Origin of the sequence: Methylophilus sp. QUAN (assembly GCF_015354445.1) — a bacterium.
Lineage (GTDB): Bacteria > Pseudomonadota > Gammaproteobacteria > Burkholderiales > Methylophilaceae > Methylophilus.
In genome coordinates this window covers 328,382-350,396 of the sequence record NZ_JADKYT010000003.1, presented here as the reverse complement: position 1 = coordinate 350,396, position 22,015 = coordinate 328,382, and the positions used below count along the sequence as shown (strand labels likewise).

23 protein-coding genes are annotated in these 22,015 nt (G+C 51.9%); 11 read left to right on the top strand and 12 right to left on the bottom strand.

All coding sequences use genetic code 11. The features are described 5' to 3' along the window. Nucleotides 1–24 precede the first annotated feature (24 nt). The 3 genes from INP79_RS14075 to INP79_RS14065 all read left to right on the top strand — a co-directional run bounded on the left by INP79_RS14075 (nucleotide 25) and on the right by INP79_RS14065 (nucleotide 4,286). Nucleotides 25–2,004 carry a transglycosylase SLT domain-containing protein gene (locus INP79_RS14075; protein ID WP_228520036.1) on the top strand — a complete coding sequence of 660 codons (1,980 nt, stop codon included), beginning with the start codon at nucleotides 25–27 and terminating at the stop codon, nucleotides 2,002–2,004. Between the two features lie 84 nt (nucleotides 2,005–2,088). Then, complete coding sequence (locus INP79_RS14070; protein ID WP_194754857.1) at nucleotides 2,089–3,051, top strand: complex I NDUFA9 subunit family protein; 963 nt, start codon at nucleotides 2,089–2,091, stop codon at nucleotides 3,049–3,051. A gap of 23 nt (nucleotides 3,052–3,074) precedes the next feature. After that, nucleotides 3,075–4,286, top strand: a complete 1,212-nt coding sequence (locus INP79_RS14065) for a multifunctional CCA addition/repair protein (protein WP_194754856.1) — start codon at nucleotides 3,075–3,077, stop codon at nucleotides 4,284–4,286. An 11-nt stretch (nucleotides 4,287–4,297) separates the two neighbouring features. Here the strand turns inward: INP79_RS14065 and INP79_RS14060 are convergent, their stop codons facing one another. The 10 genes from INP79_RS14060 to INP79_RS14015 form a co-directional block, all read right to left on the bottom strand. Continuing rightward, on the bottom strand, nucleotides 4,298–5,233 hold the full coding sequence (locus tag INP79_RS14060; protein ID WP_194754855.1) for a sensor domain-containing diguanylate cyclase: 936 nt from the start codon (nucleotides 5,231–5,233) through the stop codon (nucleotides 4,298–4,300). A gap of 178 nt (nucleotides 5,234–5,411) precedes the next feature. Then, nucleotides 5,412–5,636: a DUF2788 domain-containing protein gene (locus INP79_RS14055; protein WP_194754854.1), complete on the bottom strand. Its 225-nt coding sequence runs from the start codon at nucleotides 5,634–5,636 to the stop codon at nucleotides 5,412–5,414. 24 nt (nucleotides 5,637–5,660) lie between these two features. Further along, a complete protein-coding gene (slmA, locus tag INP79_RS14050; protein WP_194741360.1) occupies nucleotides 5,661–6,254 on the bottom strand; it encodes a nucleoid occlusion factor SlmA in 594 nt (197 codons plus the stop codon). 65 nt (nucleotides 6,255–6,319) lie between these two features. Further along, nucleotides 6,320–6,976 carry a pyrimidine 5'-nucleotidase gene (locus INP79_RS14045; protein WP_194754853.1) on the bottom strand — a complete coding sequence of 219 codons (657 nt, stop codon included), beginning with the start codon at nucleotides 6,974–6,976 and terminating at the stop codon, nucleotides 6,320–6,322. Between the two features lie 26 nt (nucleotides 6,977–7,002). Continuing rightward, nucleotides 7,003–7,884 carry an acetylglutamate kinase gene (argB, locus tag INP79_RS14040; protein ID WP_194754852.1) on the bottom strand — a complete coding sequence of 294 codons (882 nt, stop codon included), beginning with the start codon at nucleotides 7,882–7,884 and terminating at the stop codon, nucleotides 7,003–7,005. Nucleotides 7,885–7,954: 70 nt separating this feature from the next. Then, the gene (gene argA, locus INP79_RS14035) at nucleotides 7,955–9,523 is read right to left on the bottom strand and encodes an amino-acid N-acetyltransferase (RefSeq protein WP_194754851.1); all 1,569 of its coding nucleotides are present in this window, start codon (nucleotides 9,521–9,523) and stop codon (nucleotides 7,955–7,957) included. Nucleotides 9,524–9,669: 146 nt separating this feature from the next. Further along, nucleotides 9,670–10,842 (bottom strand): cyclopropane fatty acyl phospholipid synthase, encoded by a 1,173-nt coding sequence (gene cfa, locus INP79_RS14030; RefSeq protein ID WP_194754850.1) that lies wholly within the window; start codon nucleotides 10,840–10,842, stop codon nucleotides 9,670–9,672. Between the two features lie 170 nt (nucleotides 10,843–11,012). Beyond that, nucleotides 11,013–11,942, bottom strand: coding sequence for an AEC family transporter (locus INP79_RS14025; protein WP_194754849.1), 930 nt, complete (start codon nucleotides 11,940–11,942; stop codon nucleotides 11,013–11,015). A 6-nt stretch (nucleotides 11,943–11,948) separates the two neighbouring features. Then, nucleotides 11,949–12,416 carry a nuclear transport factor 2 family protein gene (locus tag INP79_RS14020; RefSeq protein ID WP_194754848.1) on the bottom strand — a complete coding sequence of 156 codons (468 nt, stop codon included), beginning with the start codon at nucleotides 12,414–12,416 and terminating at the stop codon, nucleotides 11,949–11,951. Between the two features lie 29 nt (nucleotides 12,417–12,445). After that, complete coding sequence (locus INP79_RS14015) at nucleotides 12,446–13,180, bottom strand: 16S rRNA (uracil(1498)-N(3))-methyltransferase (protein WP_194754847.1); 735 nt, start codon at nucleotides 13,178–13,180, stop codon at nucleotides 12,446–12,448. A gap of 141 nt (nucleotides 13,181–13,321) precedes the next feature. Here INP79_RS14015 and INP79_RS14010 point away from each other — a divergent pair, with 141 nt between their 5' ends. Then, nucleotides 13,322–13,873 (top strand): thioredoxin family protein, encoded by a 552-nt coding sequence (locus INP79_RS14010; RefSeq protein WP_194754846.1) that lies wholly within the window; start codon nucleotides 13,322–13,324, stop codon nucleotides 13,871–13,873. Between the two features lie 3 nt (nucleotides 13,874–13,876). Here the strand turns inward: INP79_RS14010 and INP79_RS14005 are convergent, their stop codons facing one another. Beyond that, nucleotides 13,877–15,091 carry an NnrS family protein gene (locus INP79_RS14005; RefSeq protein ID WP_194754845.1) on the bottom strand — a complete coding sequence of 405 codons (1,215 nt, stop codon included), beginning with the start codon at nucleotides 15,089–15,091 and terminating at the stop codon, nucleotides 13,877–13,879. An 87-nt stretch (nucleotides 15,092–15,178) separates the two neighbouring features. Here INP79_RS14005 and INP79_RS14000 point away from each other — a divergent pair, with 87 nt between their 5' ends. The 3 genes from INP79_RS14000 (at nucleotide 15,179) to INP79_RS13990 (ending at nucleotide 17,986) form a co-directional block, all read left to right on the top strand. Continuing rightward, nucleotides 15,179–15,619, top strand: a complete 441-nt coding sequence (locus INP79_RS14000; protein WP_194754844.1) for an Rrf2 family transcriptional regulator — start codon at nucleotides 15,179–15,181, stop codon at nucleotides 15,617–15,619. A 78-nt stretch (nucleotides 15,620–15,697) separates the two neighbouring features. Further along, nucleotides 15,698–16,897 (top strand): globin domain-containing protein, encoded by a 1,200-nt coding sequence (locus INP79_RS13995; protein ID WP_194754843.1) that lies wholly within the window; start codon nucleotides 15,698–15,700, stop codon nucleotides 16,895–16,897. A gap of 75 nt (nucleotides 16,898–16,972) precedes the next feature. Then, a complete protein-coding gene (locus INP79_RS13990; RefSeq protein WP_194754842.1) occupies nucleotides 16,973–17,986 on the top strand; it encodes a Gfo/Idh/MocA family protein in 1,014 nt (337 codons plus the stop codon). Between the two features lie 62 nt (nucleotides 17,987–18,048). Here INP79_RS13990 and fae read toward each other — a convergent pair whose 3' ends face one another. Next, the gene (gene fae / locus INP79_RS13985; protein WP_019883452.1) at nucleotides 18,049–18,600 is read right to left on the bottom strand and encodes a formaldehyde-activating enzyme; all 552 of its coding nucleotides are present in this window, start codon (nucleotides 18,598–18,600) and stop codon (nucleotides 18,049–18,051) included. A gap of 270 nt (nucleotides 18,601–18,870) precedes the next feature. Between fae and tkt the strand changes: the two genes are divergently transcribed. The 4 genes from tkt to INP79_RS13965 all read left to right on the top strand — a co-directional run bounded on the left by tkt (nucleotide 18,871) and on the right by INP79_RS13965 (nucleotide 22,015). Beyond that, entirely contained in the window at nucleotides 18,871–20,856 is a 1,986-nt protein-coding gene (gene tkt / locus INP79_RS13980) for a transketolase (RefSeq protein WP_047516217.1), read from the top strand. A gap of 206 nt (nucleotides 20,857–21,062) precedes the next feature. After that, on the top strand, nucleotides 21,063–21,296 hold the full coding sequence (locus INP79_RS13975; protein ID WP_024930593.1) for a hypothetical protein: 234 nt from the start codon (nucleotides 21,063–21,065) through the stop codon (nucleotides 21,294–21,296). After that, nucleotides 21,283–21,546 (top strand): type II toxin-antitoxin system RelE/ParE family toxin, encoded by a 264-nt coding sequence (locus INP79_RS13970; RefSeq protein ID WP_047516220.1) that lies wholly within the window; start codon nucleotides 21,283–21,285, stop codon nucleotides 21,544–21,546. Before INP79_RS13975 ends, INP79_RS13970 begins: the two co-directional genes overlap by 14 nt. Before the next feature lie 130 nt (nucleotides 21,547–21,676). Continuing rightward, nucleotides 21,677–22,015 carry a zinc ribbon domain-containing protein YjdM gene (locus INP79_RS13965; protein WP_194754841.1) on the top strand — a complete coding sequence of 113 codons (339 nt, stop codon included), beginning with the start codon at nucleotides 21,677–21,679 and terminating at the stop codon, nucleotides 22,013–22,015.

Genomic DNA, 22,015 nt, shown 5'->3' with positions numbered 1-22,015 from the left:
CGTGATGCACGTGATTGTTGACGCATGAAGACTAGATTCCTTTCCCTCCTCTTTTTTGCTGCCTGTCTGCTAGGCACGTCCACGTTGGCCTTTGCGGGAGATGCTGAAGTGTATCTGCAGGCCAAGCAGGCCTACCAGACGCGTAACCTGCCGCAATTGGCCGAGGCGACCGAAACTTTAAAGCAGCGCCGTTCACCGTTACTCCCTTACCTGCAATACTGGCAAATGATCCTGACCATGGATCAATTGTCTTACTATCAGGTACAGGCGTTCTTGCAGGAAAACAACGAGTCCCTGTTGTCGCAGCGCGTACGCGAGTTATGGCTCAAACGACTGGGTCGTGTGCAGTTCTGGGATCAGTTTGTTGAAATGCGGGCGCAAATGCCCATGTATTACAGCATCAATGATACGGGTAACCAGTGTTACCAGGTGCAGGCAGGCATTGCGCTGGATGACCCTAATGCCTATGAGGATGGCAAGAAATTATTGCTGGCTGGCAAGGATTTGCCCGCTGATTGCCAGGGCATGATGGAAGCCTTGCAGCAAGTCGGTGTGCTGGATGAAAAGCTGCTGCTGACTTTGTATCGTGATGCCTTGTTCAGCAATAAAACCGGCCTGGCAAAAGTGCTGGCCAAGCGTAGCAGCAAAACCGATAACAGCCTGTCCAGGCAGATTGACGATGTGGCCCAGAACCCGGCACTGGCCTTGAAAAGGGGCAGCATACAGGAGCGTTCAGGCTATGGCCGTGCGCTGTATATGTATGCGATACACCGGCAAGCCAAGGCAGACCTGGCCGTGGCCAAAACCAGCTACCAGAAATACAGCGGCTTTCTCGATAACGATGAAAAGCAACTGGTGCAAGCTTATATGGCCCTGGAGGCAGCACGCAAACATGAACCGGAAGCCATGCAGGGCTTTGCTAAGGTCAACACTGCCTTGTTGAGCAGCGAGCAATGGGAGTGGTATGCACGCAGTGCCTTGCGTCAGCAAGACTGGCATCAGGTGCTTAAAGTGATTAACGAGATGCCTGCGGCATTGGCGGAAGAGTCCGCCTGGCGTTACTGGAAGGCACGGGCACTCATCGCCAAAGGCCAGGTGGCCGAGGCGAACCAGATTCTGGCGAAACTCTCGCAGGAACGTCATTTCTACGGCTGGCTGGCGGCAGAAGATTTAGGCCCGGTAGCCGGTGAGCCCATGGCGACTTACCAGCCGGGTGATGATGAGGTGCGCCAGTTTGCCAAACAACCGGCAGTGAAACGCATGGAAGCCTTGTTTGATGTGGAGGCCCGCTACGAAGCGCGACTGGAGTGGATGTATCTGCTGGAAGCGCTGGATGATTCGACCCGCATCGTCGCCGCACAATATGCCTTACTCAAGGGTTGGTATGACCTGGCGGTGCTGGCGGCAGATAAAACCAGCCGCACGCACAATTTTGAATTACGTTACCCGACACCCTATCGGGATTATTTGCAAAAAGCCTCACGTAGCCGCGCAATTGATGAGGCATGGGTATATGGCATTATTCGCCAGGAAAGCCGCTTTATGCATTATGCCAAGTCGTCGGTAGGTGCGGGTGGCTTGATGCAGGTGATGCCTGCCACGGCCAAGTGGATCGCAAAAAAACTGGGGCTGAATGGCTATCATGATGGCATGCTGCATGATATTGATACCAACGTGAACCTGGGCACCTATTACATGCGCTACACCCTGGATACGTTTAACGGCCAGGAAGTGATGGCGACTGCGGCCTATAATGCTGGCCCTAGTCGCGCCAGACGCTGGGCCGCCAATGCGCCGCTGGAAGGGGCTATTTATGCCGAAACCATCCCATTTAGCGAAACGCGCAATTATGTGAAAAAAGTATTGGCCAATGCGCATATGTACGCGCCCAGGCTGGGTTTGCCTATGTTGACGCTTAAAAAGCGCCTCGGCACGATCCCGGCCCGCAGCACAGCAGATGCCGAGAATGTCACGACGACAATCAGCATTTCAGAGCAAGAGTAAACTCTTGGTTTAAGCAAGATTGAAGTGTCGTCGCCGTTTTTCGGTACAATACGGTTCAACGCAAGACGTACTCAGGAATAAAGCATGATGAAGACAGTGACTGTATTAGGTGGTAGCGGTTTTGTAGGCAGTAGTGTGGTTGCCAGGCTGGACCAGGCCGGGTATCAGGTGAAAGTGCTGACGCGCCGCCGCGAGCAGGCCAAGCACCTGATTTTGTTGCCGAATGTGCAAGTGGTCGAGTGTGATGTTCATGACGAAGCGGCTTTGAAAACTCACCTGCAAGGGAGTGATGCCGTGATTAACCTGGTGGGCATTTTGCATCAGACACGCACCAACACCTTTGAACAAATGCATCATCAGTTTCCGCGCCAGGTGGCACAGTTATGCGAACAGTTGGCTATTCCGCGCCTGTTGCATATGAGTGCCTTGCAAGCCTCGGCCAATGCCCCTAGCGAATACCTGCGCACAAAAGCGGCGGGTGATCAGGCTGTCATGGCGTTCAGCAAAAAACTGCATGTCACCATTTTCAGGCCATCGGTCATTTTTGGTACGCGCGACCGCTTTATTAACCTATTTGCCAAACTGATTCAATGGATCCCAGTCTTGGCGCTGGCGATGCCGCAAGCCAAATTTCAGCCCATCTGGGTAGAGGATGTTGCCGCAGCCATGGTCAATGCCGTGAATGAGCCTGCTACCTATGGCAGGACCTATGAGCTAGGCGGCCCAGCCATCATGACCTTGCAGCAAATCATGGAAGCAGTGATGAAAACCATCCATGTGCAACGTCCTATCATGGGCCTCAGCCTCAATATGTCCTTGTTGCAAGGCAGCTTTATGCAGTTGTTGCCGATCAAGCTCCTCTCGCGTGACAACGTCAAATCCATGCAGGTCGATAATGTCTGTCAGCAACCCATGGCCAATGAGCTGGGTGTGGTGCCAACCGATATGTTTGCCGTCATTTCTGGCTATCTGGTCAAAAACAATCCACGTGGTGCTTACGACCAGTTTCGTGCTGCCGCAGGTCGCGTCATCAACGCCAGGCGTTAATGCCTGGCTGTGAGTATTCCGCCATGCAGATCTATCAGGTAGGAGGCGCGGTCCGCGATCGCCTGCTTGGCCTGCCGGTCAAGGATAGGGATTATGTCGTGGTTGGCGCCACGCCCGAGCAGATGCTGGCGGCGGGCTACCGTGCGGTTGGCAAAGACTTTCCGGTATTCCTGCATCCAGATACCCAGCAAGAGCATGCGCTGGCGCGCACCGAGCGCAAAACAGGCAAAGGCTACAAAGGCTTTAGTGTTTATGCGTCGCCAGAAGTGACCCTGCAAGAAGATCTTGCCCGCCGTGATTTCACCATCAATGCCATTGCAGAAGCCGATGATGGCAGCCTGATCGATCCTTTTCACGGCCAGTTAGATATCCAGAAAAAACTGCTTAGACATGTGACGGATGCTTTTAGTGAAGATCCGGTGCGTATCCTGCGCGCTGCACGCTTCCTGGCGCGTTTTACCGAGTTTACCGTGGCACCGGAAACGATGTTGCTGATGCGGCAGATGGTGGCTGCCGGAGAGGTCGACGCACTGGTGGCTGAGCGTGTTTGGCAGGAAATTGCCAAGGGTCTGATGGAAAAGCAACCCAGCCGCATGTTTGAAATGCTACGCGAGTGTGGCGCATTAAAAGTCATCTTGCCTGAGCTGGATCGCCTGTGGGGCGTGCCGCAAACTGTCACTTACCACCCTGAAGTCGATACCGGTATTCACGTTATGATGGTGATTGATTACTCGGCCAAACAAGGCTATAGCTTGCCGGTCAGGTTCGCTGCCTTGACCCATGATTTAGGTAAGGGCACAACGCCTGCTGACGTCTTACCGCGACATATCGGCCATGAATTGCGCAGCGTGGATTTGATTCGTGAAGTGGTGGCCCGCCTACGTGTGCCCAATGATTGCAAGGACCTGGCGCTGGTGGTGGCCAAATATCATGGAAAATTGCACGCGGCCCGGCAGATGAAGGCCAGCACCTTATTACAGTTTTTGGAAGAGCTGGATGCATTCCGTCAGCGTATGCGCTTCGAAGATTTTTTACTGGCTTGTGAATGTGACAGCCGCGGCCGTTTAGGGCTGGAGGATTGCCCGTTGGCCGATGCGGAACATTTAGCCATGGCATTGCAGGCGGCACTCACGGTGGATGCCGGGGCCATTGCCAAACAATGCGGCTCACCGGCGCACATCAAACAGGCCGTGGCCGAGGCGCGTATCCACGCCATACAGGCGATACTGCGTTAATCGCGCTAGTTTCAGGCGCCGTTCACCACGATACGGTTGCGGCCATTGCGTTTGGCCTGATACATCAGCGCATCTACCGATTCAACAAAGGTTTTGAGGTCGTCCGTCTGGCTAGGTGTGATACTGCCAGCGCCGACACTGATAGTCAGTATCTGGCTGACTTCAGACTTGGCATGCGGAATTTGCTCCTTGAAGATCAGGTTGCGGCAGCGCTCGGCAATTTTGCTGACCGATACTTCGTTGGTCTCTGGCAAAATCAGCGCAAACTCTTCACCGCCAAAGCGGGCAAAAAAGTCTTTGGTCCGCACCCCGGCCTGCGCCAGTGTCTTCGCCACTTGCTTGAGTATTTCATCGCCCTGCAAATGCCCGTAAAAGTCATTAAATTGCTTGAAATAGTCAATATCAATCATGATCAGTGACAGCGGGTGCTGATGTTGCCTGGCTTCCAGCCATTCCCGTTCCAGCACGGTGTCGAACATGCGGCGGTTGGCCACGCCGGTCAAGCCATCTTTGTAAGAAAGCTCTTCCAGTTGCTTTTGCATGATCAGCAATTGCTCTTCGGTTTTTTTACGTTCGCTGATGTCGAACATAAAGCCTATCAATGCTTCAGGTTCACCAGTCGGCGTGCGCATCACGTGCACGACGTCTCGGATCCAGACAAAGCTGCCATCTGCCGCCAGTGCACGATAGTCCGCCTCATGGTCCAGCCCTTGTAGCGATTGTTGTACGCAAAAATTGAACACGCGTTCACGGTCTTCTTCATGGATGCGGTTAACCCAGTCTTCCACCGAGTGCCAGCTTTCTGGCGACCAGCCTAGCAGGGGTTCGATTTGCGGGCCGATGTAGGCAAATTGCTTGGACGCCCAGTCAATCTTCCACGGGATGGCCTTGGTCGACTCCAGCAAAGTTTTGTAGACATCACTGTCGTTGGGAGGGGAATTGTCCATATCAGGCAAGTATTTATCACTATGTATGACTTAGGGTAGCGGACTGCGGCAGGCACCGCAATAGCCCATGGGTGTCATAAACGTAATAAAGCGTTAACCGTATGTGCAACATGGGTATGCACATACGGGATATTTTGGGTGGCACGGCTATTTGTAGCGCTGGCCGTGCGGGCTGGAATTAGTGGATATTCAGGTAATGCTGAATGGCGAGTTTGGCCAGAAAACCCACCATGCCTAAGGTGAGGGCGAGAAACAGCGCGAATGTCCCGGTTTTGCCTGCTTTTGATTTCCAGGCCAGGTTGCCGACAATAAATACAATGAACAGGATCAGCCCGGCAAGGCCCCAGCTCATGCCAAACTCGGTGAGCTGGGCTTCATTCATGCCAAAAACGGTGGTTTCCATCGATTAAAACTTTCTACATCTTTTTTATTGCAAACAGCCGGTAATCAGTTGTGTGACATGCTGTTCAAGGTTGTCGCTAGGTTTGCGTTTAAAGCCGCTTTTGGCAAATGCATGCCAGCGACCAAGCACGAAGCTGATCATTGTGTTGGCGGCGATGCCCGCGTCGGTGATTTTATTGCCTTGTGCTTCGGCAATACGCAATGATTGTTTCAGGCTGGCTTCCAGGCGGTCCAGTAACTGGTTAATGCGTGCTTGCAGGGCTTCGTCTTCGTTGACCAGTGCATCACCTATCAGCACGCGTGACATGCCCGGGTTGCGCTCGGCAAACTTGAGCATAGTTTGCAGCATCAGTTGTACCTGCTTGAGGCCGTCGGTTTCGTCGGTGGTGATTTTATTCATGACGCCAAACAGCGCGCCTTCAATAAACTCAATCAGGCCTTCAAACATTTTGGCCTTGTTGGCAAAGTGACGGTATAAGGCTGCTTCTGAAACATCCAGTTTGGCTGCCAGCGCGGCGGTGGTGATTTTTTCACCACGCGGTGTTTGCAGCATGCCTGCCAGGGTTTCCAAAATTTGTTGTTTGCGGTTTGCGCGTGCTTCTTTATTGATGGTTGCCATTGTGATTTCCAGAACCGAACCCAAGTGAGTGTTGTTATTTTGACGGCTATTTTAACCGCATTCGCTCAGCACGGAAATGCATGCGCTGCTTTTTTTAACGGACTGTGAGTGAGTGCCAACACATGCGATAACCTATATTGCACAAAGTTTGGCTTGTGCAGGCGGCGGCTGATCCACACGGTGCGCATGCCTAAGCGTTTAGCGGTCATCAAGGCGGGCAGGCTGTCCTCAAACATCGTGCAATCGGCTGCCCGGCATTGCAGTTGCCGCAACAGCAATTGAAAACCGCGCACGCTGGGTTTGGCATGAAAGCGGCTGGATTCGACGCTGAAAACCAGTGAAAAACAATCGGCAATGCCTAGCACGTTGAGTACGCGCATGGCGTAGGCACGCGGGGCGTTGGTGAAAATACATTTTCGCCCGGGCAGGCGCTGCAGCAGTTGTCGTAATTGCTTAGTGGTTTGCACCATGTCATCTGTCAAAAAGGCATGGGTCTCGGCCAGAAAATGATGCGGGTTCACACCGTGGTGCCGCATCAGGCCTTTCAGTGTTGCGCCATAAATGCGCCAGTAATGCTGGCGTAGCTGGTGCGCTGCCGCTTCTTCCATATCCAGCGACTGCATGATGTAACGCGTCATGGCTTGATTCATGACCGGGAAGATATGTGCGGAGGCATTGTGCAGGGTGTCATCGAGATCGAAAATCCACACCCTGCGCGACATGATAATAAAAGAAAGTAACTGCTTACTTATTTGGCTTTGATTAAAGTACCCACGCCTTCGTCGGTGAGCACTTCCAGCAACAAGGCGTGCTCAACGCGGCCATCAATAATATGCACAGACTTCACGCCACTACGCGCAGCATCTAAAGCCGAGCTGATTTTTGGCAACATGCCACCACTTAAAGTGCCATCTTCCACCAGGTCGTCAATTTGCTTGGGTGTCAGGCCGGTTAAAAGTTGGCCGCTTTTATCCAGCACGCCAGGCGTGTTGGTGAGCAGAATCAGTTTTTCGGCATTGAGGATTTCTGCCAGTTTACCGGCCACCACGTCGGCATTGATGTTATACGTTTCGCTGTCGCGGCCGACGCCAATGGGCGCCACGACCGGAATAAAATCGCCGCTGTCCAAAAAGTTGATGATGCTCGGATCAATCGCGGTAATCTCACCCACCTGGCCAACATCAATCATCTTGCTTGGGTCTTTGAGGTCTTCCATCAGCAGTTTGTGCGCATGGATAAAGTTACCATCTTGCCCGGTCAGGCCCACGGCTTTGCCGCCATGGCGGTTAATCAGGTTCACAATCTCTTTGTTCACCTGGCCGCCGAGTACCATTTCCACTACGTCCATGGTTTCTTCATCAGTCACGCGCATGCCCTGGATGAACTCGCCTTTCTTGCCTAGCTTATCCAGCATTTCATTAATTTGCGGGCCGCCGCCATGCACCACCACCGGGTTCATGCCCACCAGTTTGAGTAACACCACGTCTTGTGCGAAGCACTCTTTCAGGCGCTCGTCAGTCATGGCATTGCCGCCGTATTTAATGACAATGGTTTTATCAAAAAAGCGTTTGATATACGGTAGCGCTTCAGACAGGGTTTGTGCTTTTTGGCTGGAGGTCGAGGTTTGCATAGGTCAAACTTTCATTCAATCATCAGGCGATTGCAGTCAATCGGGTACAGGCAGAATTTTAGCTAAAAACTCATAACGATTTGATGAAAACTTTGGATTTTCTTTGAAAATTATAGAGTTTTTGTTTTTCGTGCGGTAATTGGTCGACATTTTGCTCGGTAAAGCCGCGCTCCAGGAACCAGTGCTCAGTGCGCGTGGTCAGGCAAAATAGCCTTTTAAAGCCTTTTTGGCTGGCTTGCTCCTGGCAATAGTTAAACAATTTATCGCCCCGGCCACCGCCACGATAGGTCGGGTCTATCGCCAGGCAGGCAAATTCCACCATTTTTTCCTGGGCAAACGGATACAGCGCAGCACAACCAATGACGCGGTTATCGTGTTCCATCACATAGAAATAATTAATTTCCATCTCGATGCGTTCGCGCCCGCGCCGCACCAGGATGCCTTCGTTCTCTAATGGCTCAATCAGCATCAGGATACCGCCGACATCATCAATATTAGCCTGGCGCATGGTTTCCAGCGGTAGCTCGGTAATCATGGTGCCTATACCTTGTCGCGTAAACAGCTCCTGAATAATGGCGCCATCGATATGGCGCGAGATCAGGTGTGTCCTGGTCACGCCATGCTCGCAGGCACGCACGGCCGCAGGCAGGTAGTAATTGACGTCTTCCGAATAATGAATAGGCACATCGCTCTCCTGCACATTGCGCAGCAGGTTTTTGGCTTTGGCCGAAGTCATTTCACGTAACAGTTCGCCGCGCAGGTTATGCACACCTTCTGAGTCCATCAGGAAGATCAGTTTTTCCGCATCCAGCGCACTTGCCGCACTCACGGCCACGTCTTCCAGGGTTAAGTTGAAGGTTTCACCAGTGGGGGAGTAGCCCATTGGGGATAAAAGCACCAATTCGCCGTCATCTAACCGCTTCTGTATGCCAATAGCGTCAATCTTGCGCACTTCTCCCGTATGTTGTAGATCGACGCCATCGCGCACGCCTAGTGGTTTGGCGGTAACAAAGTTGCCGCTGGCGACGCGGATATCGCTGCCTGCCATGGGCGAGTTGGCAATGCCCATCGAGAGCAGGGATTCAATTTCAACGCGGATGGCACCGTTGGCCTCTTTTACGGCCTCCATGGCGGCATCGTCGGTAATCCGCAGGCCATTGTGCAATTTGGGCGTCAGGTTGTCGCGTTTGAGGCGCTGTTCAATTTGCGGACGGGCGCCGTGGACCAGCACCAGCCTTACTTCCAGGCTGGCGAGCAGGTTGAGGTCGTGCGAAAGTGCGACAAATTGTTGCTCGCTCACAACTTCGCCGCCAAACGCAATGACAAACGTGCTGCCACCAAAGGCATGGATATACGGCGCTGCGGAGCGGAACCAGTGCACAAAGTCTTTGCTGTTGGCGCTGGAGAGGATCGCTGGTGGTGTATTCGTGAGCGAGATCGGTGTCAGGTTGGCATCATATAAGCGTCCTGGCGTGGTGCTCAGTGCTTGGGCGGCGGCGCGCAGCAGGGTCTCGGAAATGCCCACCTCTCCGCGCTCAATGCGCGACAAATTACTGGCGTCAGTCCCCATGCGAGAAGCTAATTGCTGTAAAGTTAGATTTTGCGATTTGCGCAAATCTCTAATGTTTGAACCGATCATAATATGATTTTTCGCATTTATTTTGCAAAATAATAATTAAATATGGTTTTTATTGCAAATTTATCTGCAAGGGAGGAGATGTTTGATCATAAAAAAATGACGGCTTGCGCCGTCAATAAGGAAGGACAGAGAGGACTACGTTTACATCAACTTGCTGGCGCCGGGCGCATTGAGCGGTAAATACGGGTGCTCTCCCGCTTGCTCAATACCAGTTGCCAGAGTTGTCCTTGCCGGGAGCGGAAATAGCCTGCACAACACATCAGGTAGTATTTCCACATCCGGTAAAAACTTTCATCATACTTAAACTGTAATTCTGGCCAGGCGCGATTGAATTTATCCCACCATGCCATCAGGGTGCGGTCGTAATCATGGCCAAAGTTGTGCCAGTCTTCAATTAAAAACTTTTGTTCAATGCCTTTGCTGATTTCGCTGACTGAAGGCAGCTTGCCATTCGGGAATATGTAGCGATCAATCCAGGCATCGGTGTGTAGCGCAGTTTTGTGGTTGCCTATGGTGTGTAGTAAAAACAAGCCGTTATCTTTGAGCAGGCGGTGTGCGGTGGCAAAATAAGTCTCGTAGTTTTTGGGGCCGACATGCTCAAACATGCCCACAGACACGATTTTGTCGAACTGGCCATGCAATTCACGATAGTCTTTGAGCTGGATATCGACAGGCAACCCCGCACAGCGCGCCCGGGCGAAGGCTTGTTGTTCGACCGAGACGGTAATGCCGACCACCTGTGCACCATAGTGTTGTGCCATATGTTTGGCCAGGCCGCCCCAGCCGCAGCCGATTTCCAGAACGTTGTCACCTGGCTGCAAATCCAGCTTGCGGCATATCATGTCCAGCTTGTTGAATTGTGCTTCTTCCAGCGTGTTGGCATGTTGCCAGTAGGCGCAGGAGTAGCTCATGCTGCTGTCCAGCATGGCTTCAAACACGTCGTTACCAATGTCGTAATGTTGTTGTGCCACCTGGTAGGCGCGATGCGGCGCCTGCAGGTTAAACAGCGTGTGACGGATGACTTCGCCCAGCAGTTTCAGCTTGGCCATGCCGCCCATTTTTTCATCAATGTCGGCGCGCATCACACGGTGAAAAAACTCATCCAGCCGTTTGCAGTCCCAGCGGCCTTCAATAAATGCCTGGCCCAGCCCCAGCGTACCCTTGGTCAACACGTCGCGGTAAACGCTTTCTTCATACACCTGGATATCCCAAGGCGCATTGCCATTGATGGTGACGCCGGTTTCAGCGAGCAGGCTGACTAGCGTCTCGGGAGGCGTGGGTTGTGGAGGTATATATTGATTGGTCGTGGTTTTCGGCATGATCTTCTGATAATCCCAAATAACACAAAGCGAAAGAGTGACGGTTTAGCAGCATCTTAAAAACAGACGTCGCCGCTGACAACTCGTCATATGACGTATGACAGCATGCATCATAAAAATTCACACGAAATGCGTGATTTCATGTGTTAATACGCGAAATAATATTGAATTTATGGCTGTAAGATGACAAACCAGAGTGACAGGCTGCCGATGCTGAGCAGGGTGCTCATGAACACGGCTGCGGCGTACAAGGCGCCGTCCAGCCGGTAGCGTTCGCAAATGACAATGCCAAACACCATGGTAGGCATGGCGGCGAGCAGTATACAAGCAGTGAGCTGGTCGCCATGCAGGCCTAACGCGATGGCGACATGTTGCGCCGCCAATGGTGCAATCAGCAAACCGATCACGCACACAGGCAGCAATAAGGGAATCAGTTTGAGTTTAAAGGTGTCCCAGCGGATGCTCATGCCGAGGGCAATCAGCATCAAGGGCACTACGCCGCCTGCCAGCGTGTGCAGCGCATGGCTGATCATGACAGGTTGCGGTATATGGCCAACGTTCAACACAGTTGCCAGCAGCAATGCCCATAGCGGCGGCACGCGCATCAACTCCCTGACCGGGTGTGACTTGTGTTCGGACTGGTCATAGGTCTGCGCCATCAGCATGCCTAGCGTCAGCAATACCGGCGTACAGGCAAACAGGTCAAATTTCAGCACAATTTCATGCGTCCAGTCACCGAGGACCTCGCTGGTCACTGGCAGGCCCAAGTACGTCGCATTGGGGAACGTGGCAGCCAGCATTAATGCACCTTGTTGCGCGCGCGAAACAGTCATGACGCGTTGCAACAATTGCAGCGTCAGCCACATGCACAAGGCCGCCACTGTGAGGCGGCTGAGCGCGGTGAGCGCAATGCTGAGTGTGCTGGCGTCAAACGGCGCCTGCCATAAGATATCCAGTACCAATGCAGGCAGCAATATGTAAAACACCAGGTCCGTCAGCGCGCGGCGGTGCGCAAGTGCAGACATATGGTCAGGCGCCAATCGCTGCCACAGCATGCCGGCGGCGATCATCAGCGCCATTTGTAACATCACTGCTAGCATGTGTGGTTACAACCCCAATTCGGTCAGCCCGGCATGGTCATCCGGACGCCTGCCCAGCGGCCAGAAAAATTTCCGGTCTTCTGCCTTGATGGGCAAGTCATTGATGCTGGCGTGACGTTGCATCATGAGTCCGGCCTCATTAAACAGCCAGTTTTCATTGCCATAACTGCGATACCACTGGCCAGAGTCATCGTGCCATTCGTAGGCAAAACGCACGGCAATTTTATTATCCAGAAAAGCCCAAATTTCCTTGATCAGTCGGTAATCCAGCTCGCGCGCCCATTTGCGTGATAGAAATCCATGCACTGCTTGGCGGCCAACTGGAAACTCGGCGCGGTTACGCCAAATGGTGTCTTCGGTATACACCTGGATCACGCGGTCCGGGTCGCGGCTGTTCCAAGCGTCTTCCGCCAGGCGCACTTTCTGTATCGCGGTTTCCAGTGTGAATGGCGGTAATGGTGGACGGGTTTCCATCTGGTAACTCCTTTAGTTGGCTAGCGAAGTTAAAAATCGCCCCACAGCGACTGCATGCTGGCGATGGCGGTGAGCGCGGCGGTTTCGGTACGTAAAATTCTGGGGCCGAGGACGATGGATTGGAAGTGGTGTTGTGTGGCGAGTTCGATTTCAGCCGGGCTTAGGCCGCCTTCAGGGCCTATCAGCAGTTGAATGGCGCTCGCTGGTTTGCTCAAAGCAGCTAGCCGTTTGGCGCCAACCGGGTTCAGCAATAAGTTTAATGTGTCTGGCGTGGCGTGCTGGCTGAGCCATTGCGCCAGCGAGAGTGGTGCATGCACGGTGGGCACCACCGCGCGGCCGCTTTGTTCACAGGCGGCAATGGCGACGCCTTGCCAATGTTCAGTGCGTTTTTCGGCACGGTCGCCGCTGAGTTTGGTCACGCAGCGCTCAGTACTGAGCGGGTAAATCTCGGTCACGCCGAGTTCGACTGCTTTCTGGATGGTGTAATCCATACGGTCACCGCTGGAAATCCCTTGCAGCAATCGAATCGCAAGTGGTGATTCGTTGCTGACTTGCACGTGGCTGAGTACTTCAACCTGGGCGGACTTTTTCTCTATGCTGGTGAGTGCGCACTGGTAGTCAAAGCCATCGCCACAAAACAGGGTCAGTGTATCGCCCACCTTGAGCCGCATCACCCTCACTGCATGCGCCATGGCGTTTTCACTCAACGGGGCTTGCTGGCCGACAGTTAATGCGATCGGGCTATGAAATCGTAAATTACTCATGATTGGCATTGTAACCAAAATGCCACTATTTATGGCGCTAGCGTGGTGCGCATGGCGATGCGGGCGCGCTGTCCACAAGATTCACCTCGGCGCCTTAATCACGTACCATAATGCTTTGAATTTAATGGCAGGAGTATTCTGATGGCAAGTATTAGCCCACCCGTATGTGATTTTGGTTGGAAAGCCCCTCTGTTTAATCTGTTTAGCACTGATAAAAAGGCGGTCAGCATCAGCGATAGCATGGGCTCAAACGGCTTGTTGGTGATGTTTATCTGCAATCATTGCCCGTATGTTAAAGCCATATTGCCGCGGCTGATTGCTGATGTGCGCGAGCTGCAAGCCTTGGGCATCAATACCGTGGCTATTTCGAGTAACGATGACTTCGAATATCCTGAAGATAGCTTTGAAAACATGCAAAAAATTGCCACCGAGATGCAGTTTCCTTTCCCTTATTTGTGGGATGAGCGGCAAACTGTGGCGCAAGCTTATGGTGCGGTCTGTACGCCTGATTTCTTCGGCTTTAATAAAAACTTCGAGCTGCAATACCGTGGCCGTTTTGATGAAAGCCGCAAGGAAACCGCGCCTGAAAGTACGCGCGACCTGTTTAATGCCATGAGGCTGGTGGCCGAAACCGGGAGAGGGCCACAGGAACAGATCGCAAGTATCGGTTGTTCGATTAAGTGGAAAGAGTAACGCTTAACCCGGTGTGCCATCAATGCGTGGTTGACTGAGTATCGGCCAATAGACGATAGCAAATAGCGTGAATGCGGCGATCCAGCTGCTGGCGGCTAGCATCACCGATAGGCGATAAAACTCTGGTAGTACGATGGGCAGGAGCACCCTGCTCAGGGTGGCGACAATGACCAGGCCAAATATCCAGACCACGCTGCGCGGTGGGGTGTGGATATTGCGGCCGGTGTGACCTAATGAGACGCGTGCCATCATAGCCAGTGTAATCACGCCGATGCCGCCAATGGCCCAGCAGTGAATCGCTAAAATGACGGGGACACTGCCTGCGAGGAAACTCAGCGTATAGAGTAGAAAACCGAGGTTAATCAGCCACAGTCCACAGTAGAAGCTCCATAATAAAGGCACTTGCCAGATACCGGGCGTATGCCAGCGCCATAATCTGAAACCAGCACTCAAAGTGATAGTGAGCCCTAACACTGCATTCAGTATTCCGGCATTAACGGTCAGGATGTTGATCAGCAAGGCTGCCAGGCACACCATCAGCAAACGGTCTATCCAGGCGCTGTTTTTCAGAGCAACTTCTTCTTTGACGCCACGTTCGATAAACATCGGCAAGATGCGGCGGCTGATCACCATAATCAGGCTCACATTAAGCAACAGGCCTATCCATAGCGCCGCGTGTGCGCCATGGCTTGTCCAGCCCAGCGCCTGGGTGTAAAACGCCACATTGCCCATGGTGAGAAGTACCACTTTTGACAGCACGCCGAGTTGTCGCCACTGTTTAACTTTGATGATTGGCTGCGCGACAGCGGCAATCAGCCAGCCATTAAATAGCAGGTCGAAGATCGCGGCCAATAATACATAGTCTGGGGCAATCAACATTACACCGCGGGCAATGACCCAGCAGGCAACAAGACCTAGTAGCGGGCGGCCATGCAGGGTTGGTATGCCGGTCCAGTTTTTCACTGCGGTGAGCAGAAATCCCGCAATTACGGCAAAAGCAAAGCCATACAGCATTTCATGGGCATGCCATTGTGAGGCTGAAATAGTTGTGGAAGATTGTGCGTTATATTGAAAATAACGCGCCATCCAAACCGCCATAGACAGTGTCGCAAAGGTGGCCGCCAGCAGGAAGAAAGGCCGGAAACCGAGGTTGAATAAAGCAAAGCCTTGCGTGGGTAGTTTGCGGCTGGGCGGAGAGATTTGAATCAGCGGCTGCATAGGGAAACTCCTGTCAATCTGATAATAGATCTCAGCATAGCAATTTAAAGTTGCATTGTAAATGAAACATATATTAGAATGCACATCATGCAGCTAAACAAATTTACCGATATTGGTTTGCGCGTCTTGATGTATTTGTCACAGTCGCGCTTTGACCAGCAAGTGACCATAGACGAGATCGCCAGCACGTTTGATCTGCCGCGCAACCATTTGATTAAAGTGATTACGCGCCTGAACAAACTGGGTTGGATCAAGGCAACACGTGGTCGCAATGGTGGCTTGGAGTTGAATCCGGAGTCACTGCAGTTGCGTATAGGTGATATTTTGCGCGAGCTTGAGAATACGACTGAGCTGATTAATTGCGAAAAACCGATGTGCCGATTTCATGGCGACTGCCTGCTCAAAGGGGCTTTGCAAGCCGGGCTGGAGTCGTTTTATGCGCATATGAACCAGCACCGGTTGTTCGATATCGTCAATCACAACACCAGGGAAAAAATTATTTCCATGCATAAAACCCACGCGGCCTAAGTGGGGTGCGGCCTGTGAAAGCAGGCTATTTTTTGATGTTAAAAGTTGCATTTTAGATGCTATTTAAAAGGAGTGTTTATGTTATCCAGTAGTGCCCGTCCGTATATCCAGGCCAGTGTCCCCGTATTGCAGGCGCATGGCGTGGCCATTACCACCACGTTTTACAGCAATATGTTTAACGCGCATCCTGAGTTGAAAAACCTGTTTAATATGGGCAACCAGGCCAATGGTAGCCAGCAGCAGTCACTGGCTGCTGCCGTGTTCGCCTATGCTGCCAATATTGATAATGCAGCGGCACTGCAACCGGTGATTGAGCGTATCGTGCATAAGCATGCTGCGGTAGGCATCAAGCCAGCGCATTACCCGATTGTGGGTCGCCATTTGCTGGGCGCGATTGCTGAAGTGTTGGGTGACGCGGCCACGCCCCCACTGATTGCCGCCTGGGATGAGGCCTACTGGTTGCTGGCAGGGGAGTTTATCGCCGCAGAAGCCCGCTTATATCAAAGCACCGGTTATGCCGCAGACCAATGGATAGCGGCGCGTATCACAGAGTTAACGCCCGCCGCAGAAGGTATCCTGTCGATTGTGCTGGCGGCAGAAGATCATGCATTGCCTGCGTTCAAGGCCGGGCAATATGTTAGTGTCGCCGTCACCCTGCCGGATGGTGCGCGCCAGATCCGTCAATACAGCCTGTCAGATGCCGAGCAAAAAGACACTTACCGCATTAGCGTCAAACGCGAGGCTGGGGATATGCCAACACCGCAAGGCACGGTGTCCAATTGGTTGCATCAATACGCCAAGGTTGGCGGACAGTTACTGATCAGCCATCCTTATGGCGAATTTACGCCAGCTTTGCAAGCCAGCACACCACTGGTGCTGATCTCAGCAGGCGTGGGCATAACGCCTATGCTGTCCATGTTGAAAACACTACAGCAAGCGCAGGCTAAGCGCGAGGTGTGGTTTTTGCATGCAGCGCGCACCATGCAGCATGTGCCACACCTGGATGAACTGATTGCCAGTTGCGAGCAAATGTCATCACTGCACTTGGGTTTATATATTGAAGAGAAACCCGGTTTTGCAACAGAGCGCCTGGTGCATCAGGGCCGCATGCGTGTGAACGAGTGGGCATTCAATGCTGACCTGAATGCACAATATTACCTGTGTGGCCCGCTGCCATTCATGATAGAGCAGTGGCAAGCCTTACTGGCATTAGGGATTCCACCGCAATACATCCACCGCGAAGTGTTCGGCCCGGAAAGCCTGAGTCAGGCTGCCTAGCATGTAAAGGCAGCATCATTCACCAACTGGCGTTAGAATGACGTTCTTTAGCGTCACGCAGGAAAGGTAGTTCGCATGCAAAAACAACTCAAGTGGGGCATTCTCGGTGCTGCGCGGGTCAATGAACGTTTGTTACCCGCCATCGTAGAGGCCAGTAACTCGCAATTGGTGGCCATCGCCAGCCGCCGTGCCGGGGCAGCCAAGGCCACGCTGGATAAATATGCACCCAACCTGGGTGGCGTCACTTGCTATGACGACATGGATAGCCTGCTGGCGGACAGCAATGTGGAGGCCGTGTACTGCCCGATGGCCAACGAGGAGCATGCCGAATGGGCGCTGAAGGCGATTCAGGCGGGCAAACATGTGCTGATTGAAAAACCGATGACCACCAATCTGGCCGATATCGATACCATTGAATCTGCGGCCAAAGCCAAAGGCCTGACGGTGATGGAGGGCTTTATGTACCGCTTTCATCCGCAGCATGCCAAAGTGGTCGAGCTGGTGGCCTCCGGCCTGATCGGCGATGTGCTGTCCTGCCGCGCCAGTTTTTCATTCCTGATGGCGCCGTCGCGTATGTACCGTATCAACCGTGATATGGCAAACGGTGGCGGAGCGATGTGGGATATTGGGCCTTATGCGATACACGCTTTGCGCTGGTGTTTTGGCAAAGACAATGTGCCTGCCGAACCGCAACATGTGGTGGCTTATGGCAAACTGAATGAACATGGTGCTGATGTGGTGGCCAGTGGCGTGCTCGATTTTGGGCCGGATGCGCAAGGTCGTGCGCGTTTTGGCAACTTTGACGTCAGCTTCGAGCGTGGCCGCAAAGCTGAGTATGAAATCATTGGCGATAAGGGTTGGATCAAGTGCCACAATATGTGGGCGTACCCAGGTGATGACCCGGTGATTAGCTGGGAGGCCGGTGGTAAATCAGAAACTATCGTGTTGCCTAAAGCCAATCACTTTAATTTAGAGATTGAACACTTTAGTGATTGCGTGCTTTATGGCAAAGCGCCTTTGCTGACGTTTGATGATGCGCGTGGCAATTGCAAAGCGATTGAAGCGGTGATCACCGCGTTAAAGCGCTAAAGTGAGCTCAATAAAAAAGGATGCCCAGCATCCTTTTTTATTATTTAAATCTTGCCGTGCTTTTAGATCTTTCCATCTAAGCCCATCTGGTAATACTTATGCACGATTTTTTCCTGGTTTTCCAGTAACCAATCAATGCTAGGCTCATTGCGCAAGGCTTTCTGGATCGCCTTGAAAGTCGCTTCGCGGTGAATATCAAACAGGGCTTTGTGGTCGATTTTTTCCTGTTCCAGAATCGCCGGGCTTAGCCACACGGAGACGATAATGCCCAGGTCATTGGCTTTTTCTTTCGGGATATCACCGCTACGCACCGCATCCAGCACACCGTTGGCAATCGCGCCTTGCACGGTGCCCATCAAGATATTGGTATAACGTGGGTCTTTCACCGTCACTTTGCTCACCATCAAGGTCGCCGGGCGCACCATAATGTCGGTATTCATAATCGCCAGCACACGGGTGTGGCCTTTGACCTGGTCACCCAGCAGGTTGGCAAATGCCGTGCCCATAGGGCCATTCATTTCGCCAATGGCGACTTCGGGTTCTGCGGCCGTGCCGGGTGGGCCGCCAGCGACCAGTGCTTCACCTACACGCATGATAATTCGTTCGTCAGACATCATTACTTCCTTTGCTATCAATGTTTTGTCATGGTAGGGGAAACCCTCACTGAAAGCTACCCTTGCAGGCAGTAGAATGACCTTTTTCATAGGTCAGCCATAGCAAAACCATCATGAGAAAAAGGTGATTAACGCTTGAAGAAAAACGGGTTCTAGTGAATAATCTAGCCTTTCCGTAAAAGGCAGGTTTTCCGGGCTTTTTAAAGAATTCAATCAAGGTTTTGCAGCTTTTTGTGTAAGACCGCTCACTTTCACTCTAGGGAGAAAACAATGGCAACTCGTGTCGACTTGTGCAACGCCATCCGTGCTCTGAGCATGGACGCTGTACAAAAAGCAAACTCCGGCCACCCAGGCGCACCTATGGGCATGGCTGAAATTGCTGAAGTATTGTGGAACCACAATCTGAGCCACAACCCAACTAACCCACAATGGGCTAACCGTGACCGTTTCGTATTGTCCAACGGCCATGGCTCTATGTTGATCTACTCCTTGCTGCACCTGACCGGTTACGATTTAGGTATTGAAGATATCAAGACTTTCCGTCAATTGCACTCCCGCTGTGCTGGCCACCCTGAGTACGGCTACGCACCAGGCATTGAAACCACTACAGGTCCATTGGGCCAAGGTATTGCTAACGGCGTTGGTTTCGCCATGGCAGAAAAACTGCTGGCTGACCAATTCAACAAGCCAGGCCACAACATCGTTGACCACTACACATACGTGTTCCTGGGCGACGGTTGTATGATGGAAGGCGTTTCTCACGAAGCATGTGCACTGGCTGGTACTTGGGGCCTGGGCAAACTGGTTGCTTTCTGGGATGACAACGGTATTTCTATCGACGGCCACATCGAAGGCTGGTACACAGACGACACCGTAGGCCGCTTCAAAGCATACGGCTGGCACGTTGTTTCAGTAGATGGTCACGACCAGGCTGCGATTCAAAAAGCAATCGACGAAGCTAAATCAGTGACTGACAAACCATCACTGATCTGCTGTAAAACAATCATCGGTAAAGGTTCACCAAACAAATCCGGTTCACACGACTGCCACGGTTCCGCACTGGGCGACGCAGAAGTTGCTGCAACACGTGCTGAAATCGGCTGGCCACACGAGCCGTTTGTTATTCCTGCTGACGTATACGCTGGCTGGGATCAAAAAGCTAAAGGTGCTGAGCGCGAATCTGCTTGGGACGCTAAATTTGCTGCTTACGCAGCTGCATTCCCAGCTGAAGCTGCTGAGTTCAAACGCCGTATGGCAGGTGAATTGCCAGCTAACTGGAAAGCATTGACTGACGCAATCATTGCTGAAACTAACGAAAAAGCTGAGAAATTGGCTACTCGTCAAGCTTCACAAAAAGCAATTACTGCTTTGGCTCCAATCTTGCCAGAATTCCTGGGCGGTTCAGCTGACTTGACAGGTTCTAACCTGACAGCATCTAAAGACTTCAAACACGTGAGTGGTAAAGAGCCTGGCAACTACATCTCTTACGGTGTACGTGAGTTCGGTATGTCTGCCATCATGAACGGTATGGCATTGCACGGTGGCTTGTTGCCATACGGCGGTACTTTCCACATGTTCTCTGACTACATGAAAAACGGCATGCGTATGTCTGCGTTGATGCATCAACGTGTGGTTTACGTATTGACCCATGACTCTATCGGTCAAGGCGAAGATGGTCCTACACACCAACCAGTAGAAAATACTTCTGGTTTGCGTATGATTCCTCGTATGGATGTATGGCGCCCAGCTGACTCTACAGAAACAACCGTTGCATGGGTTGCTGCAGTAGAGCGTACTGAAGGCCCAACCAGCTTGGTATTGAGCCGTCAAGCTGTGCCAGGCATCAAGCACGACGCTAAAGACTTCGACCTGATCCGCAAGGGTGGCTATGTATTCTCTGACGTTGCTGGTAAAGCTGATGTCATCATCATCGCTAACGGTTCCGAGTTGGATCTGGCCATTCAAGCGGCTGCTGAATTGAACGCTGCTGGTACTAAAGTGCGTGTGGTCTCCATGCCATCCACTAACGTATTCGACCGTCAAGACCAAGCTTACAAAGACAGCGTATTGACTCCAGGCGTTAAACGCGTGGCTGTTGAAGCTGCTCACCCAGACTTCTGGCGTAAGTATGTAGGTATTGAAGGTGCAGTTGTTGGTATCGATACCTTCGGCGAATCCGCACCAGGCGGCGCACTGTTCAAACACTTCGGCTTCACAGTTGAAAACGTAGTCAACACAGTTAAGTCCGTACTGTAATTGTTGACGAAGTTTCAGTGAAGGCTAACCTTTAGGTTATGCCGGAGCTAAAATGTTGTGAACACAGTGAAATCTGTTCTGTAATTTAGAGCAGTCGCTATAAAAAACCGCTTCCTAGTGAAGCGGTTTTTTTACGTTCACGCCTAAATGGCGTTATAACGTTATGATGCTATAATGTCTGAAAATTCATTCACAGGAGAACTCAAATGGCCGAATTGTCCAAACGTTCAACCGTCTATTTTGACCCAGCTATTCATCAAGCTTTGCGCTTAAAAGCAGCCACCAATCACAGCTCACTTTCTGAACTGGTAGATGAAGCTGTGAGACTGTTAATGCGTGAAGACCAAGAGGATTTGGATGCCATCAATCAGCGCGCGAACGAGCCGGAGATAAGCTACGAAGCGATGCTCAATGCTTTAAAGCAAGATGGCAAAATATAGTATTAGTTTTAAAGCCTCGGTTGCCAAAGACCTGCGTGCCATCCCCAAGCCGGATGTGGCACGTATACTCAGCCGTATTAATACCTTGGCAGAAGATCCTCGTGCAGATGGCTGCATCAAACTCACGGGGCATGATTGCTACCGTGTCAGGCAAGGGCTCTACCGCATTGTCTATGAGATTCACGACGATAGGTTGGTGGTGTTGGTGATTAAGGTCGGTCACCGTTCAAGCATTTACGATCAGGTTTAAATGCCGCCCAATGAGGCGGTTTTTTTTATATCTGATATTGCGAAATCTCTTTGCGCGACAAGCGAACTAGGGTATTCAATAATAACCCTGTAAAATATATGGTTTTATTGTTTGCACCAAGAAAGTCCGTATGTCTACATTACCAGCCTGCCCGCAATGCCAATCTGAATATACCTATGAAGACGGTGATAACTACATCTGCCCAGAATGTGCAAATGAATGGAGCAAGGTCGCAGCGGCAGATTCAGAAGAAGTAAAAGTCGTGCGTGATGCCAACGGTAATGTGCTGCAAGATGGCGATACCATTACCGTAATCAAAGACCTGAAGGTCAAAGGCTCTTCGTCAGTGGTGAAAGTGGGTACTAAAGTAAAAAACATCCGCCTGGTCGATGGTGACCATGACATCGACTGCAAGATTGATGGGTTTGGGGCGATGAAGTTGAAGTCGGAATTTGTGAAAAAGGCTTAA